This is a genomic window from Sinomonas susongensis, assembly GCF_005877005.1.
Classification (GTDB): domain Bacteria; phylum Actinomycetota; class Actinomycetes; order Actinomycetales; family Micrococcaceae; genus Sinomonas; species Sinomonas susongensis.
Map to the genome: position 1 here is coordinate 1 of NZ_SSNH01000006.1, position 16,300 is coordinate 16,300.

General features: G+C 70.2%; 15 protein-coding genes. 8 read left to right on the forward strand and 7 right to left on the reverse strand.

Annotated elements, in window-relative coordinates:
- The 3 genes from E6A21_RS17865 to E6A21_RS09225 form a co-directional block, all read left to right on the forward strand.
- Window positions 1-226 (forward strand): IS30 family transposase (locus tag E6A21_RS17865; protein WP_171041338.1); only part of this gene is annotated, 226 nt, incomplete at its 5' end.
- Between the two features lie 138 nt (window positions 227-364).
- Window positions 365-1,006, forward strand: coding sequence for a winged helix-turn-helix domain-containing protein (locus E6A21_RS09220; RefSeq protein ID WP_138443867.1), 642 nt, complete (start codon window positions 365-367; stop codon window positions 1,004-1,006).
- A complete protein-coding gene (locus E6A21_RS09225) occupies window positions 1,003-1,725 on the forward strand; it encodes an SRPBCC family protein (RefSeq protein ID WP_138443868.1) in 723 nt (240 codons plus the stop codon). The genes E6A21_RS09220 and E6A21_RS09225 overlap by 4 nt, the downstream gene beginning before the upstream one ends.
- A gap of 105 nt (window positions 1,726-1,830) precedes the next feature.
- On the opposite strand, the gene E6A21_RS09230 is transcribed toward E6A21_RS09225, so the two are convergent.
- The 5 genes from E6A21_RS09230 to E6A21_RS09250 all read right to left on the reverse strand — a co-directional run bounded on the left by E6A21_RS09230 (window position 1,831) and on the right by E6A21_RS09250 (window position 10,021).
- Complete coding sequence (locus tag E6A21_RS09230) at window positions 1,831-2,709, reverse strand: DNA-formamidopyrimidine glycosylase family protein (protein ID WP_138443869.1); 879 nt, start codon at window positions 2,707-2,709, stop codon at window positions 1,831-1,833.
- Window positions 2,702-7,615, reverse strand: coding sequence for an ATP-dependent helicase (locus E6A21_RS09235; protein WP_138444075.1), 4,914 nt, complete (start codon window positions 7,613-7,615; stop codon window positions 2,702-2,704). Before E6A21_RS09235 ends, E6A21_RS09230 begins: the two co-directional genes overlap by 8 nt.
- A gap of 123 nt (window positions 7,616-7,738) precedes the next feature.
- A complete protein-coding gene (locus tag E6A21_RS09240) occupies window positions 7,739-8,410 on the reverse strand; it encodes a DUF4232 domain-containing protein (protein WP_138443870.1) in 672 nt (223 codons plus the stop codon).
- Between the two features lie 31 nt (window positions 8,411-8,441).
- A complete protein-coding gene (locus E6A21_RS09245) occupies window positions 8,442-9,608 on the reverse strand; it encodes a cation:proton antiporter (protein ID WP_138443871.1) in 1,167 nt (388 codons plus the stop codon).
- A gap of 5 nt (window positions 9,609-9,613) precedes the next feature.
- Entirely contained in the window at window positions 9,614-10,021 is a 408-nt protein-coding gene (locus tag E6A21_RS09250; protein ID WP_138443872.1) for a hypothetical protein, read from the reverse strand.
- Between the two features lie 135 nt (window positions 10,022-10,156).
- Here E6A21_RS09250 and E6A21_RS09255 point away from each other — a divergent pair, with 135 nt between their 5' ends.
- A complete protein-coding gene (locus E6A21_RS09255) occupies window positions 10,157-11,098 on the forward strand; it encodes an alkaline phosphatase family protein (RefSeq protein ID WP_138443873.1) in 942 nt (313 codons plus the stop codon).
- Between the two features lie 37 nt (window positions 11,099-11,135).
- On the opposite strand, the gene E6A21_RS09260 is transcribed toward E6A21_RS09255, so the two are convergent.
- Window positions 11,136-12,128 (reverse strand): NAD-dependent epimerase/dehydratase family protein, encoded by a 993-nt coding sequence (locus E6A21_RS09260; RefSeq protein WP_138443874.1) that lies wholly within the window; start codon window positions 12,126-12,128, stop codon window positions 11,136-11,138.
- A 213-nt stretch (window positions 12,129-12,341) separates the two neighbouring features.
- Here E6A21_RS09260 and E6A21_RS09265 point away from each other — a divergent pair, with 213 nt between their 5' ends.
- From E6A21_RS09265 to E6A21_RS09280, 4 genes are all read left to right on the forward strand, one after another.
- A complete protein-coding gene (locus E6A21_RS09265) occupies window positions 12,342-12,896 on the forward strand; it encodes a ferric reductase-like transmembrane domain-containing protein (protein ID WP_246036312.1) in 555 nt (184 codons plus the stop codon).
- Window positions 12,897-12,905: 9 nt separating this feature from the next.
- Window positions 12,906-14,117 (forward strand): NADH-ubiquinone oxidoreductase-F iron-sulfur binding region domain-containing protein, encoded by a 1,212-nt coding sequence (locus E6A21_RS09270; protein WP_138443875.1) that lies wholly within the window; start codon window positions 12,906-12,908, stop codon window positions 14,115-14,117.
- Entirely contained in the window at window positions 14,117-14,344 is a 228-nt protein-coding gene (locus E6A21_RS09275) for a ferredoxin (protein ID WP_138443876.1), read from the forward strand. Before E6A21_RS09270 ends, E6A21_RS09275 begins: the two co-directional genes overlap by 1 nt.
- Before the next feature lie 123 nt (window positions 14,345-14,467).
- Window positions 14,468-15,661 (forward strand): outer membrane protein assembly factor BamB family protein, encoded by a 1,194-nt coding sequence (locus E6A21_RS09280; RefSeq protein ID WP_138443877.1) that lies wholly within the window; start codon window positions 14,468-14,470, stop codon window positions 15,659-15,661.
- Between the two features lie 49 nt (window positions 15,662-15,710).
- On the opposite strand, the gene E6A21_RS09285 is transcribed toward E6A21_RS09280, so the two are convergent.
- Window positions 15,711-16,238 carry a hypothetical protein gene (locus E6A21_RS09285; protein ID WP_138443878.1) on the reverse strand — a complete coding sequence of 176 codons (528 nt, stop codon included), beginning with the start codon at window positions 16,236-16,238 and terminating at the stop codon, window positions 15,711-15,713.
- Window positions 16,239-16,300: the final 62 nt, after the last annotated feature.

Sequence of the window (16,300 nt, forward strand, 5' to 3'; positions counted from 1 at the left end):
CTACTTCGCCGACCCCCATTCGCCATGGCAACGCGGCACAAACGAGAACACCAACGGCCTGCTGCGCCAGTACCTGCCCAAGGGCAGCAAGATCCCCAGCGACCCCTCCTACCTCGAGGCCATCGCCTTCGAGATGAACAACCGGCCACGCAAGACACTAGGCTTCAAAACACCACGAGAAGTCTTCCTCGAAGACATCGAACAGGCCGTTGCCAACATGCCTTGAATCCGCCTTCCTTCCCCATCGGTCCAGAGACCGGTGTGTTGCGCCCTGACACGGGAGGGGAGGGCTAGAAGCGGGCAGGACGGCACCGAACGCAAAATGTTCCTTGACAAAAACTTTTGTCGGTTACAGACTGGAGGCATGCAGGACGTTGTAGTGATCGAGGATGCGGCCGCTGCCGCCGCGAGCCTCGACCCGCTCCGGGCAAGGCTCCTCCGGGAGCTTGCCACGCCATCCTCTGCCGCCGGCCTCGCCGCCAAGGTGGGGCTCCCACGGCAGAAGGTCAACTATCACCTGCGCGCCCTCGAGGAGCACGGCCTCATCGAGCTCGTCGAGGAGCGCCGCAAGGGCAACGTCATGGAGCGCGTGCTCCAGGCGACCGCCGCCTCTTACGTCATCTCGCCGGCCGCGCTCGCGGCCGTCGAGCCGGACCCCACGCGCTACCGCGACCGCTTCAGCGCCTACTGGCTGCTCGCGCTCGCGTCTCGCATGGTCCATGAGGTCGGGCGGCTCATCATGGGGGCGGCCGCGGCGAAGCAGCAGCTTGCGACGTTCGCGGTCGACGGCGAAATCACGTTCGCGTCCGCGGCGTCCCGTGCCGCCTTCGTCGAGGAGCTCGCGGCAGACGTCGCGCGGCTCGCAGCGAAGTACCACGATGCGAAGGCGCCCGCCGGGCGGCCGCATCGGGTGATCGTCGCCCTCCACCCCAGCCTCAAGAAGGACTCCCGCCCGGAACCGGGCGGGACCGTGCCAGCATCAGAAAGCCAGGAGATTCAGCCATGAACCACGAATTCACGATCGTCCACGACGGCATCCTCCGGGCCACGCCCGAACAGATCTGGAAGGCGGTCACAGACGACACTGCGGCGTGGATGTTCCCCACCGACCAGTGGCCCGCCGTTCGCACGGTCGACGAGTACCCCACCCACCTCGTCTCCCGCATGGAGGGTCCCGACGGCTGGTACAACCAGCTCGAGCACGTCATCACCCCCGGACCGAACGGTACTGAGCTGCACTACGTCCACTCCGGCGTCATGACGGACAACTGGGAGCAGCAGTACGACGGCGCGGAGAAGCACACCGTGTTCTACCACCACACCCTGGGCCAGTACCTCGAGCACTTCTTCGGTCGGGCGGTCGCCTTCAGCGACGTGCGTGGTCCCGACGCTGCAGCCGAGCCGGACGCGTTCAAGCGCTTCGTCGCGCAGATCGGTCTCGACGGGGCGATGGAGGGCGAGAAGCGCGAGCTCGAACTGCCGGGCCTGGGCTCCCCGACCCCTACCGTCGTCGAGACGACGGTGGACTTTCGCAACGAGAACTTCCTCGGTCTCCGGACCCCGGATGCGATGGTGCGCGTCTTCGGACGCAACGCATTCGGCGATCGTGTCGGACTCACGGTCCACGACTTCTCGCTCGATACGGCGTCCCCGGAAGAGCGGGCTGCGCGCGGTGAGGAGAACACGACGGCGTTCACCGAATGGCTGGGCCGCCTCTACGCGTGACGCACGACCGGCCGCCGCCTGACCTCACCACTGTTGGCGCACGGTGGCCACTGGGTGTCCGGTCGCGGGGCATCGCACCATCCTCCTGACCGGTCGACTCGGCGATCACGAGGCGCGCTCCGAGCTCCAGCCCTGAGGCGCGGGCTGGCAGCGCGGGCAGAAGTAGATGTCCCGCTCGCGCTGAACGGCGGCCCCAGAGGAAGCCGCCACGGATGGTTCGCCCAGCAAGCCGTGCTGGATCCTCGTCCGGCACCGTCGGCACGGCTGCCCCGCGCGTCCGTAGACCCACGAGTCCCCGCGGGGCCCGAAACCACCGGTTGTGTTCCGGGCACCGCGGTTGCGGTTGACCTCGAGCAGCCGCTGGGCCATCGCGACGAGTCCGGGCAGGTCAGGCACCGCGGAGACGGGTGTGGCCGGATGCACGCGCATCAGGAAGCACACCTCGTTCCGGTAGATGTTGCCGACGCCGGCGAGGTTCCGCTGGTCGAGGAGGGCGAGCCCGATGGGCCGCTCGGGCTGGGCCCGGAGGTTGGCCTCTGCGGCGTCGGGGTCCCAGTCGGGGCCCAGGAGGTCGGGGCCGAGATGGCCGACGACGCTGTGCTCCTCGGCGGTCGGGATGACCTCGAGCACGCCGAGGGAGAAGCCGACGGCGCTCGTACCGTCCTCGGCGCGCAGCACGGCGCGTGCGGTGTGCGCGGGCTTGCGCCACCGCTCGCCGTTGCCGTACACCTGCCAGCTTCCCTCCATCTTGAGGTGCGAATGGATGCTGAGGGGCGCGGAACCGGCGCTCGGATCGGCGGCTTCGGGCGGGGTGAGCCGGTGGAGTAGGTGCTTGCCCCTGGAGACGACCTCGAGGACGGTCCAGCCGGCGAGGTCGAGCGTCGCGAACGCGGGCACACGGAAATCGGTCTGGGCGAGGCGCTTCCCGGCGAGGGCCGCGTGCATGCGGGTGGCGGCCTGCCAGACGTTGTCGCCCTCAGGCACGGATCCGCACTCCTCGCGGTGTCGAGTATGCGCCGGCGGCGGTGAGCGCGCCGGCGAGGGGCGTGTCGAGCAGGTCCCGTCCGTTGACCTTCTCCATGACGAGCTTGTCGACGGCTCCGGAGCGGACGACGCCGACCAGTGCCGAGGCCGCGGGAGCCAGCGACTCGACGTCGTCTGTGAAGGCGAGCAGTGTCTTGCCGCCCCGCTCGACGTAGAGGACCAGCGCGCCGTCGACTGTCACGACGAGGGCGCCCGCTTTGCGCCCCGGGCGGTGCCCTGTCGCGGCATCGGGGACGTCGGGCCAGGCGAGGGCAGCGCCGTACGGATTGGCAGGGTCGGTCGCCGCGAGGGCGAGGGCCGCGCGGGGGGCGGCCGGCTCGAGCACGTCGCCGGCCCCGTTCTCGTCCCGCACGTAGGACCGAAGGCGGTCGACGGTAGCGGGTACGGCGAACTGGGCAGCCCCGAGACGATCCACGAAGTACCCTCGGCGGCACTTGCCGGCCTCCTCGAGCCGGGACAGCACCTTGTACAGGAGGCCGAAGCCTCCTGGGACGTCCTCGGACATGACGGACCCGCGGGTGAGGACCCCGTAGCGGTCCATGAGGAGCTCGGCGAGGGCGTGCGCCTTGACGGTCGGGTCCAGCTCGACGTGCTGCACGCCGGCCCAGCGGCCCACGGCCATGGGCGGTGCAGCGGACGACGGCGCGTCGAACCCGAAGCCGGCCACGGCACCGAGGCGACCGACCCGGGGGAGCCGGCCGCCGCGAAGGGCTGATCCCCCGATCGGCGCCCGCCCGCCTCCGTACGTACGGGCCCGCGGGGTCCGTGAGGGCTGGCGATGCGAGGTGTGGCCGGCGTCGAGCATGGCGCGGACCGGGGCGAACGTGTCCCCGGTGACCCGGCCAGCCCAGACCAGGTCCCACAGTGCCTGGACTGCGGCCTCGTCGGAGAGGATCGAATCCGGCAGCGCTTCGGCCGCCGCTCCGGCTACCTGACGGAAGAAGTAGCCGCCTCCGCCGGCGAGGAAGTCGAGGATGTGCTGCTGGACCGCGTCGGGCGCGAAGTCCGGGTCGGGTGCGAGGGTGAGGGGCGCGGATTCGGCGACGTGCAGGGTGACCCAGCCGTCGTTGCCGGGCAGGGCGCCGGCACCGGTCCAGAGGATCTCTCCGGAGGCCATGAGCTCGTCGAGCAGCGAAGGCGAATAGTCGGAGACCCGGCTGCGCAGGACGAGCGATTCCCACGCGCTGGCCGGTATCGGTACGCCCGCGAGCTGGTCGACGACGGTCAGGACTCCGTCGTGACCGCGTAGCGATCCGCGTGGCCCGCGGGCCGTAGGGTCTGAGACTCCGACGTGCTGCCACGCGGCGAGGAACCGTGCGAAGGCGGGCTGGTCGACGGGTTCGACGTCGGCCCGCAGCGCCGCGAGAGAGCGCCGCCGGATCCTGCGCAGGACCTCCGCGTCGCACCACTCGCCCGGGCTGCCGCCGGCCGGCGGGTCGCCGGTCGCGGGCCGGAACGTCCCCTCGATGACGCGCCCGTCCGCGGCCAGGCGCTTGAGCGTCCCGTGCACGACGGCGACGCCGAGCCCGAGCCGCGCCGCGGCCTCGCCCGCGGTGAACGGGCCGTGCGTGCGCGCGTAGCGCCCGACCAGGTCGCCCAAGGGGTCCGCGACGGGCTCGATGAACGCGAGCGGCACCCCGATCGGCAGGGGAACCCCGAGCGCATCCCGCAGCCGGGAGGCGTCCTCGATGGCGGCGTAGCGCTCGGCCCCGGCAATCGAGACGACGAGGGCCCGCCTGCTGGCGACGAGCTCCTCGAGGTGTTGGGACGTGGAGGCGAGGTGGTCGCCAGCCTCGGAAGTGCGAAGCCGCTCGGCGACCTCGACGACGGAGAGCGGCCCCAGGAGCCGCAGCAGGTCGGCGGCACCCTCCAGCCCCGAGAGCTTGCGATCTTCGGCGAGCCTCTGCAGCTCCCGCTCGGTCTGCTCGATGATGCGGCCGTCGAGGAGTTCGCTGAGCTCGGCACGGCCGAGGAGTTCGTTGAGGAGGGTCGAGTCGAGGGAGAGGGCGGCCGCCCTGCGTTCGGCGAGCGGCGAGTCCCCTTCGTACAGGAACTGGGCCACGTAGCCGAAGAGGAGGGAACGCGCGAAGGGAGAGGGCTGCTGGGTCGTGGTCTCGACGAGCCGCAGTTCGCGCCTCTGCATCGCTCCCGCGACGTCCTTGAGGGCCGGAAGGTCGTACACGTCCTGGAGGCATTCCCGGACGGCCTCGAGGATGATGGGGAACTGGGGGAACTTCTTGGCGACGTCGAGCAGCTGCGAGGCGCGCTGCCGCTGCTGCCAGAGCGGCTGCCGCTTCGACGGGTTCTGCCGGGGGAGGAGCAGCGCGCGGGCGGCGCATTCCCGGAACCGGGCCGCGAAGAGCGCGGAGCCGCCGACCTCGTCCGTCACGACGCCCTCGAGTTCGTCGGGCTCGAAGACGAACAGTTCCGCGCCGGGCGGCTCGTCCTCCATCATCGGGACGCGTAGGACGATCCCGTCGTCGGCAGCCATCGCGGAGCCGTCGATCCCGTACCTCTGGCTCAGCCGCTGCCCGACCGCGAGGGCCCATGGCGCGTGGACGGGCATGCCGAACGGCGAGTGCAGGACGACGCGCCAGTCGCCGAGCTCGTCCTGGAAGCGCTCGACGACGACGGTCCGGTCGCTCGGGACGACCGACGTCGCCTGCTTCTGCTCGTCGAGGTATTGGAGGAGGTTCCCGGCGGCGAACGCGTCGAGGCCCGCAGCCTCGATCCGTTCGAGGGCCCGCTCCCGGTCCGCGCCGGCGACCTCGCGCTGGAACGCGCCGAGGGCGCGGCCGAGCTCGACGGGGCGCCCGACGCCGTCGCCCTTCCAGAACGGGAGCTTGCCCGGCTGGCCGAAGGCGGGGGAGACGAGGACGCGGTCGTGCGTGATGTCCTCGATCTTCCAGCTCGTCGCCCCGAGCGCGAAGATGTCGCCGACTCGCGACTCGTAGACCATCTCCTCGTCGAGCTCGCCGACCCGCCGCCCGCCGCGCGCGGCCTCCCGGGCAGACCCCTCGGCCTCCGATCCCACGATGTAGACGCCGAAGAGTCCCCGGTCCGGAATGGTGCCGCCCGAGGTCACGGCAAGCCGCTGGGCGCCGGGGCGGCCCTCGATCAGGCCCTCCTCCCGGTCCCAGACGATGCGCGGGCGGAGTTCCGCGAACTCGTCGCTCGGGTATTTGCCCGAAAGCAGGTCGAGCGTTGCGTTGAAGGCCGAGCGCGGAAGGGTGGCGAAGGGCGCGGACCGGCGGACGACGTCGAACCATTCCTCGACGTCGATCGGACCCAGCGCCGTGGCGGCCACGGTCTGCTGCGCGAGGATGTCGAGGGGGTTCGCCGGGATGCGGAGCGCCTCGATCTCGCCCGCGAGCATGCGCTCTACCGTGATGGCGGTGTGCACGAGGTCCGCGCGGTGCTTGGGGAACAGCACGCCCTGGCTCACCTCGCCAACCTGGTGGCCCGCGCGCCCCACGCGCTGAAGGCCCGAGGCGACCGAGGGCGGCGACTCGACCTGGATCACGAGGTCCACGAGGCCCATATCGATCCCGAGCTCGAGGCTGCTCGTCGCGACGACGCAGCGCAGCCTGCCGGACTTGAGGTCGTCCTCGATCTGGGCCCTCTGCTCCTTCGAGACGGAGCCGTGGTGCGCGCGGGCCAGCACGGGGTCGGCGCCGGAGGTCTGGCCGGCCTGCGCCATCATCTCCGCCGGTGTGCGGGAGGGCGGCGCCATGCCCGGATCAGCCGGTGAGACGGGCTCGTCCCATACGCTCGGCTGGAGCCGTTCGGCGTAGATCTCGTTGAGCCGCCCGGTGAGCCGCTCGGCCAGTCGCCGCGAGTTCGAGAAGACGATCGTCGAGCGGTTCGCGAGGACCAGATCGACGATCTTCTCCTCGACATGGGGCCAGATCGAGGCCTGCGGCTGGAGCCCGCTCGCCGGACCCATGTCGTGGGCAGCGGCCGCGCCCTGCAGATCGCTCATGTCCTCGACAGGGACCGTCACCGTGAGCTCCCACGTCTTGGCGGCAGGCGGAGCGACGATCTCGCAGGGCGCCTGGCCCGCGAGGAACTGCGCCACGAGTTCGCGCGGCTCGACGGTCGCCGAGAGCCCGATCCGCTGGGCGGGCTTCGGCAGGAGGGCGTCGAGGCGCTCGAGCGACACCGCGAGATGCGCGCCGCGCTTCGTGCCCGCCACCGCGTGCACCTCGTCCACAATCACGGTCTGGACCTCGCTCAGCGTCTCCCGCGCCTGCGATGTGAGCATGAGGTAGAGGGACTCGGGCGTTGTGATGAGGATGTCAGGCGGGTTGCTCAGGAGGGCCCGCCGGTCGGAAGCGCTCGTATCGCCCGAGCGCACCCCCACGCTCACCTCGGGTGCGGGCAGGGCGAGGCGCCGTGCCGTCTGCGAGATGCCGATGAGCGGCGCCCGCAGGTTGCGTTCGACGTCGACGCCGAGCGCCTTGAGCGGGGAGATGTAGAGCACCTTCGTCAGGTTCTTGGGTCCCCGGCCCCTGCCTGAACGACCGCGGGGCCGCGCAAGGCCCGGCAGCGCGCCGTCGTCGTCCACCTGCGCGTCGGCAGCTTCAGCGCCCACTGAAACGGGCGACCCGGCAGAGCCGGGCCGCATGAGCCGGTCGAGTGACCAGAGGAACGCGGCCAGGGTCTTGCCGGAGCCGGTGGGCGCAACGACGAGCGCGTGCTGGCCGGAGGAGATCGCCTCCCATGCGCCCGCCTGGGCTGGCGTGGGCTCGCGGAAGGCCCCGAGGAACCACTCCCGCGTCGCCTCGCCGAAGCGGTCGAGGACGGCGCGCCCGGCCGGGGGTGCGGGGGTCGCGCTCCGAGCCATCATGCGTCCATCATGCCGCACCCCACTGACAGGACAATGGGGGCGCAGATGCGCCGAGGACGTCCGCGGAAGAGACCGGGACGTCCTCGGAACGGTGGCAGGCACCCTCGGAAGGGCGCGGTGTTACATCGGCTGGAATGCCTTGAGGGTCAGGAGGTGGACGCTCGTCTCACTGCAGGCCGTCTCCGGCTGGGCGATGAAGAGCGAGCCGTAGTCCTCCGGCGGGTAGATGCGGATGCCGGCGGCCTGGACCTGCGTGCAGCTCCCGCCGTAGAGGCCCGGCTGCGTGTAGCCGAAGTCGGCCCCTCCGGACTGGCCGGGCTGGAGCACGATGTCCGCGACCGGCACAGAGGAGTCGCGGTCGGCGGGCGCGCCGATCGGGCTGCCGCTCGGGCCTGCCGTGAGCGAGACGCCGGCGAAGCCGCTCAGGAGGCACGGGGTCGAGCCCGTGTTCGTGAGGACGATCTTGGAGTAGACATGGCCGGCAGCGCCGCCCGCGCCCGCGCCCAACGAGGCCTTGAGCTGGGACGAGACGCACCGAGCCGGTGCGCCGGCCTCGGTGGAGCCACCTGAGGGAGTCGACACGGGAGCCGAGCTGGGTGACGCGGTTGCGGACGCGGAGTCCGTTGCGGACGACATGGCGGACGGCGACGACGTGGAAGATCCAGAGGATGACGCGGACGAGCTGCTTGAGCTCGTGCTCGTCTGGCTCGCGGCGTTGTTGCCGCAGGCAGCGAGGCCGAGAGCCACGATGAAGGTGGCGGCGAGGGCCGGAAGGCGCAGGTGGCGTGTCACAGTCCCACGATTCACTCCAGTCACAGGAGTGTCAAGTAGTGCCGACGGCGGTGTCCTGATCGTGATGTTGGGCAGGGGGCCGACGGGCAGCGAAGCTCGCGGCCGCCGTCGTCATTCCGATGGTGACGAGCGCCCCCAGGAGGAGGGCTGCGTCCTCACCGGGGGCCAGGACGCCGAGGGTACGGCCGATCGTCGCGGCCGCCACCGGCACCCCGAGCTGGGCCGCCGAGGCGACGGCGAACGGGAGGGGCATTCCGGTGAGACGGCCCGCGGCGTGGGCGAGCACCGCGCCCGCGCCGAGCGCCAGGCCGAGGCCGATCATCGCGGGGTGGCTGCCGAGCTGGCGCAGGTCGATCGACGCGCCGAGCCACACGAAGAAGACCGGCCCGAGGAAGCCGTCGTTCACAGCGAAGAGCTGCCGGGCCAAGCGGCGGGGCTCGCCCACGGCAGAGACCGCGAGCCCGAAGGCGAAGCCGGCGAGCATGATCGAGACGTTGAAGAAGACGGCGAGCGCGGCGAGGGCGAAGAGGATCGAGAGCTGGATCCTCAGCTCAAGGGCGAATTTCCGGTGCTCGGAGAAGGCGTGGAGGCGGCGTCGGACGCCGTTCAGTTCCGCGCGGCGCAGCACCCACCAGACGACGACCGCGCATACAGCCACGGCGAGCGCGCCCACGGCCTTCACGGCGGCATGGGCGGGGTCGATGGCGAGGGGGAGGGCCACGATTGCGGCGACGTCAGCGAGGGCGACCTGCGCCGTGAGGGCGAGGATCGAGGGGCCCTCGAAGGCGAGGGAATCGATGATGGGCAGGACCAGGGCCGCCGACGACGAGCCCATGAGCACCGCGTACAGCGGCGCCTTGGCGGAGCCGAACAGGAACGCGACGGCAATGCCGAGGACGACTGCGACGGCGGCCGTCACGACGGCGCGCAGCGCGCCTTTGCCGATGGCCGCGCGGATGGTCTTGTCGCGCAGCGGGACGTGGGTGCCCGCAACGAACATCATGAGGGCGAAGCCGATGTCCGCGAGGAACGTGAGGGTCTGGTTGCTCGCGTCGACCCACCCGAGCAGCGACTTGCCCACGGCGACGCCGGCGAGCAGTTCGCCGAGGACGAGCGGCAGGTGCCACGCCTCCCGCGCGGCGAGCAGCGGGCCGAGGAGCGCGATGAGGCAGATGAGCGAAAGCTCGATGAAGGACACTGGCGCTACTCGCCGTCGTCCTCGGGCTCGCCGCCCGGCGACGGAACCTCGACGATCTTGACGGGGATGTCCGTGTTCTCGTCCGTGTGGTAGCTCGCGCAGACGCGATGGTAGCCGTCCGCGATCTGGAGCGGTGTCCCGTTCGCGAGGCTTCCCCGGACGAGCAGGATGGGGGAGAGCTTCTCGCCCCGGTGGATCTTGACGAGATCCGCCCGGACATGGGGGTTGGTCTCCTCGAGGAGTGCGAGCCGCGCGGCGCGGAGGATGTCCTTCGCCTTCTGATGCGAGACCGGCGCCTTCTTGAATGCCTTCACGACCGCTTTCACCTCGTGCGGGGCCGCGAGCATCGAGAGGTAGGCGGCTGCGGCAGGGTAGTCGTGCTTCTCGGGCTCGTCGAGCCATTTCACAGCCACGTCGGGCTCCTTCCGGCCTGCGTCTTCGGAGACAGGCGTGGCCGCATCATACGCTGAGGCGACTCCGAGGTTGGCTGCGGCCAAGGAGGGCAAAGTGTCCGGAGGACGTTCAGGGTGGTCAACGAGAGTGGTGAAATGACAAGGGTGAGGATCTCCGCCGTCGTGCTGGCGGGCCTGGTGGCCGCCTCGATGCTTGCGGCCTGCGGGAGCGGCGCGAACAGGACGACGACGCCGGAGCCGAGCGCGCCGACTTCGCCGAATCCCAGCGGCGCGGCTTCAGGGACGGTGCCTCGGCCGGCCCATGTGGTCATCGTCGTCGAGGAGAACCACTCGTTCAGCGACATCATCGGCAATTCGGCGGCGCCGTATCTGAATTCGCTGGCCGGTCAGGGCGCGCTGTTCACCAACTCGGCGGCGGTCGCCCACCCCAGCGAGCCGAATTACCTCGCGCTGTTCTCCGGATCCACCCAGGGGATCACGGACGACTCCTGCCCCCACAGCTTTGCGGCCGAGAACCTCGGCTCGCAGCTCGCGTCGATCGGCCAGTCCTTCGCGGGCTACTCCGAGGACCTCCCCGCGACCGGGGATCCCACCTGTTCTGCCGGGGCCTACGCGCGCAAGCATGCCCCGTGGACGAACTTCCCGTCTGTCCCGGCGTCGGCCAACCGGCCCTTCAGCGCGTTTCCCAAGGACTACAGCGTGCTCCCGACCGTCTCGATCGTCGTGCCGAACCTCGACCACGACATGCACAACGGTTCTGTTCAGGCTGGCGACGCATGGCTCCGCGACAACCTCGACGGCTACGCACAGTGGGCGAAGACGCACGACAGCCTGCTCATCGTCACGTGGGACGAGGACGACAACAGCGCGGGCAACCACATCGCGACGATCTTCAGTGGCGCCCAGGTGAAGCCGGGCCAGTACGGCGAGCAGATCGACCACTACCGCGTGCTGCGCACGGTCGAAGCCGCCTACGGGCTGCCACCTCTGGAGAAGGCTGCCGACACGACGCCGATCACCGACGTCTGGTCGGCCGGGAACACAACTGCCGGGACCACAACTGCCGGGACCGGATAAGTCGGGCCGGCTGCGGTTCCAAGGTGCCGCAGAGGTCTCAGCCTGCCGAGACCTCCAGCGGGCCGGCCACGCGCAGCTGGTTGTTCTCGACGAGCCATCTGACGGATTCGAGCACGGCCTGTTCGGGCTCGTACCCCGGCGCGTAGCCCAGGAGGGACTGGGCCTTCTCGATGCTGAAGCAGTGGCTGCGGACCAGGTGGGCCCATGTGGATTCCCCGAACTCCGGCGTCGTGGTCCGGCGGAAGTCCTCCCAGCCAACCGTCTCGAGCTTCGCGGCCTGCCCGAACCAGCCCGCCGCGACGTCCGCGTAGCCGCGGACGCTGAGCGCGGTGGGGGCCAGGATGTTGAAGTCCTCTCCGGCTGCCGCCTCGCGGCGCTCGATGGCCTTCTCGAAGCCCTGCGCGACGTCGTCCGCATGCACGTGGTGCATCATCTCGGCGCCGCTCCCGGGGACCCGCAGCGGCTCGCCGGCGGAGAGGGTGTACCAGACGGCAGGATCGAGGCTCCCCAGCGGGCCAATGGGGTGCCAGCCGGGCCCGACAATGTGTCCCGGGTGCAGGGACGTGGTGACGAGGCCGCCGGAGGCTGTCTCCTCCTTGAGCATCCGAGCGATCCGATCCTTCTGGATGCCGTACTCGCCGAAGGTCGGCGCGGCCGTGGCATGGCCGTTGCTCTCCGAGATCGGCAGCTTCCGGCTCGGTCCGTACCGCCAGACGGACCCGCAGTGCAGCAGATGCCCGATCTCGCCCCGGAGCCGGCCGACCAGTGCGCTCGCCGAATCGAGGGTGAAGCAGACAAGGTCGACGACGACGTCGGCGCCCAGGCCCGCTACGCGGTCCCCGAACGTGCCCTCCCGGTCTTCCTGTTCCCTGTCGGCAATGACTCGCCGTACCTGCTGCCATTCCGGCGCATCGAGATAGGGCTCGTGGCTTCCGCGGCTGATCGTGGTGACTTCGTGGCCCGCGCGGACCATCCGGGGAACGAGGAACGAGCCAATGTGGCCGCTTCCCCCGATGACGACGATTTTCATGTGACCGACGTTAGGCGCTCTGACGGTGCCTTTGGGAGGGTCTGCCGGGACCACCCAGACTGGCGAGGGGCTTGTCGTTGCCTGAATTGCACAGACGCCTTTCAGCGGAGGCACAACTGCGCTCTCCATGCTGGAAGCACAGCCTGAGGGCGGAAGGTCGAGGAGGAAGCCATGAGGCGGAAAACAGGCGCTATCCATCAGGGTCGTGACTGATTGAACGAGATCTTCTGGGCGTTCGGCCGCGCGAGCGGGATCGTCTCGCTCGGCCTCTTCACGCTCGTGCTCCTGCTCGGAATCGTGAGCCGATCCGGCCGGCCCCTGCCGGGGCTCCCGCGCTTCTCGGTGGCGCTCCTGCACCGCAGCACGTCCCTGATGGCACTCGTGTTCCTCGTCCTGCACGTCAGCACACTCATGCTCGACCCCCACGCGAAGCTCTCCCTTGCGAATGCGATCGTCCCCTTCACGGCGGGTTGGAACCCGTTCTGGGTGGGTCTCGGCACCGTGGCCTTCGACCTCGTGATCGCGCTGGTCGTCACGGGCCTCCTGCGCCAGCGCATCGGGCAGCGCGCCTTCAGGGCGATCCATTGGTGCGCCTACGCGATGTGGCCCTTCGCCTTCGCGCACGCGCTCGGTTCCGGGACCAACGCGGTCGACCTCTGGTTCCAGGCCTACGCGTGGGGCTGTGCGGGCCTCGTCGCTGTTGGGGCCGGATGGCGGCTGAGCGCGAATTTCGCCGAGACGTCCCGGGCTCGCCTCGGACGGATCTGAGGAGGAGAGATGACCGAGATGACCCTGGACCCGCGGCAGCTCGGAACCGGCGGCCTCTTCACAGCAGCCGTGCCCGACCTGGCCTCGCACGAGGCGGCCTACGGCAGGAGGCCTTCCGGCTGGACCCGCAGCCCGCTGCTCCGCGAACTCGAGGCTTCGGGGCTGGCCGGGCGTGGAGGCGCAGGCTTCCCGGCGTGGCGCAAGCTGGCGGCAGTCGGCGCCGGCCGGCCTGCCGTGATCGCGAACGGTGCCGAGGGCGAGCCGCTGAGCCGCAAGGACACAGCCCTCCTGCGTCAGGCACCCCACCTCGTCCTCGACGGCCTCGTCACCGCCGGTGAGGCCGTCGGCGCGTCGGAGCTGTTCCTGTATGCGACCGCGGAGTCCCTCCCGGGCGTCGGGCAGGCCCTCGCCGAGCGGCGCGACGGGCCCCGGGTCACGCTCGTCGAGGCTCCGGCGGCCTTCATCTCGGGCGAGGCTTCCGCCGTCGTCAATGCGCTGGAGACGGGCACGGCCCTCCCGCGGGACAAGGCGGCCCGGATTGCCCGTTCGGGCTACCAAGGGCGGCCGACGCTGCTCCACAACGTCGAGACGCTCGCACACCTCGCGCTCGTTGCCAGGTACGGCGCGCAGTGGTTCCGGAGCGCGGGCACCGCCGATGATCCCGGGACGAGGCTCTACAGCCTCTCAGGAGACGTCCCCGCCGAATGGGTCGTCGAGGCGCCCGGAGGGGCGAGCCTGCGCGACGTCCTGCGACTCGGAGGGGCGGAACCGAGCTCCCTCGCGGCCGTCCTCGTGGGCGGCTTCCACGGCGCGTGGGTCCCCGCCGAGGCATTCGACCTGCCGCTGACAGCCCGCGGGCTCGCACGCTACGGCGCAAGCCCCGGCGCAGGCGTGCTCCTGGCTCTCGCCCGCGGGCGCTGCGGCCTCCAAGCCTCGGCGGGGATCGTCCGGTACCTGGCCGAGAGCTCGGCGAGGCAGTGCGGGCCCTGCATGTTCGGCCTTCCCGCCATGGCGACGGTGCTCGAGCGCATCGCAGCCGGGGAACGGGCGCCCTGGCTCGCCTCCGAGGCTGAACGTCTCGCCGGGCTCGTCACCGGTCGGGGTGCGTGCCACCACCCCGACGGGAGCGCGAGGTTCGTCCGCAGCTCCCTCGGCGTGTTCAAGGACGAGGTCAGAGCGCATCTCGCAGGTGCCTGCACTGCGCATCATGGGAGGGTCTGATGAGCCGCGCCCAGCTAGAGCTCCACATCGACTTCACCCGCTGCGACGGCCGTGGACTGTGCACCGAGATCCTGCCCGAACTCCTGGTCCGTGATGACTGGGGCTACCCCGTGGGCCGGGGCGGCCGGGACATCCACGTGCCGGATGGCCTGGCCGGCGCAGCTCAGGACGCGGTGGACCTCTGTCCTCTCCAAGCCCTCATGCTGCGCCGCGTCACCCGCTCCTGACCGGAAGTTTCGTAGCTGGTGATCGGCAGGGTAACCACCAGCACGGGGGTCTTCTTCGGATCAACAATTGGGACGAAATTGGGTGGCAGGTACAGGGCCGCTGTGAGGCGCCGAAGGCCTGCGGTGGCGATTGGGGCTGCGCTCGCCGTCGCAGCTTTCGTCGTCGTCGCCTGCAGCGGCTCGGTGAGCGAGGTGCCGAGCGAGGCGCCGACGACGTCGACGGGCGGCTCGAGCGGACCCCGCCCCACCGCGCCCACAGCGAGCGCGACGAGTTCGGCCACCCCCACGCGGACGGCGACAGCGACGCCATCGCCGTCCCCCGACTATCTGTCCTCCCTCGTGGCGAGCGCATCGGGGGAGGGGCACCTGCAGCCGGGGTCCGATCCTTCGGCGCTGGCCGTTCCTATCCTGATCGCCGACAAGCTGAACAACCGGGTGATCATCGTCGATCCTCAGGGCCGCGTCATCTGGCAGTACCCGAGGCCCGGCGACCTGAAGCCGGGTGAGACGTTCGCTGTCCCCGACGACGCCTTCTTCACCCCGGACGGGAAGCAGATCGTGGCAACGGAAGAGGACGACGAGATCATCCGCGTGATCGACCTGCAGACCCATACAGTGACCTATCACTACGGCACGGCGGGAATCGCCGCCGCGACCGCCGGCCACGTCCATCATCCCGACGACGCCCTGATGCTGCCCGGCGGAACGATCATGAGCGCCGACATCATGAACTGCCGCCTCATCGCGATTCCGGCGGGAGGGACAGACATCAGCAGGCAGTTCGGCGATGGCCAGTGCGTCCACAACCCGCCGGCCTCCTACGGAAGCCCGAACGGTGCCTTCCCCCTGGCCGACGGCAATTTCCTCGTCACCGAGATCAACGGCAGCTGGATCGACGAGATCAGCCCGAAGGGCGAGCTGAAATGGTCCGTGCGCCTCCCGTCGGTCGCGTATCCGTCCGACACGAACGAGGTCCGGCCGGGCGTGTACCTGACCGTCGACTATTCAGCGTCCGGGCAGATCGTCGAGTTCGACAACACGGGCAAGATTCTGTGGCGGTACGCGCCGACCGGGGCGCAGGCGCTCGACCACCCGTCCCTCGCCCTCCCGCTGCCGAACGGGGACGTCCTGGCCAACGACGACTACAACCACCGGGTCATCGTCGTGGACCCCCGCATGAACCAGATCGTCTGGCAGTACGGCGTCGACCACGTCGCGGGGGACGCCCCGGGGCTACTGGCCAACCCGGACGGCGTCGACCTCTACCCGCCGGACTCGTTGATGATCACGCATGCCGCCACGGTCGGACGACCCTGAGTGGTCTGAGAGGATCGGGGGCCGTCCGAGAGGACCGGCGGCGGTCGCCTCAGCCCTCGCCAGATCCTCCCTGGAAGCGTGCCTTCGCCGTCGAGCGCATGACCTCGGAGAGGTCTCGAATCTGGCGGAGCGCCCGGTCGTGCAGGCGCTCTATGGTCATAGCTTCGATTCGGACGTCCTGGTCGGCCAGCAGGAGGAGCGTCTCCCACAGCAGGGACTTGCCCGTCACAGCACTGATGAGGCCTTCAAGTTCGAGCTGGCTCGAGTGGCCACCGGCCGTGTGGGTGGGATTGAGCGGATCGAGCTTCGATGCCTGCTCGCCAATCCACGCCGTCGCCTGCTTGTGCGCCGGAAGTTCCACCCCGAGGCCCTTCGCGATGCGTTCGAGCTCGTCGGCATCCTCCGTCACCTCACGGGCCAGCCGCTCAAAGGTGGGTCCGTGGGGTGTGCCGTCCCAGACCTTGGCCGCCTCCTCGAAGAGCCGCTTGCCGGAATTGGCGGCGATGATGTGGTTGTGCAGGTAGTTGGCCAGCACGTCGTTGTCGACCTGGCCGCTGGTCTGCTGGGCGTCGCTCATGGTTCCTCCTGGCGCGTTGGTGCCCGAAACGGGCTTACCGCTGCTTTACCCGGGAGGCGAGT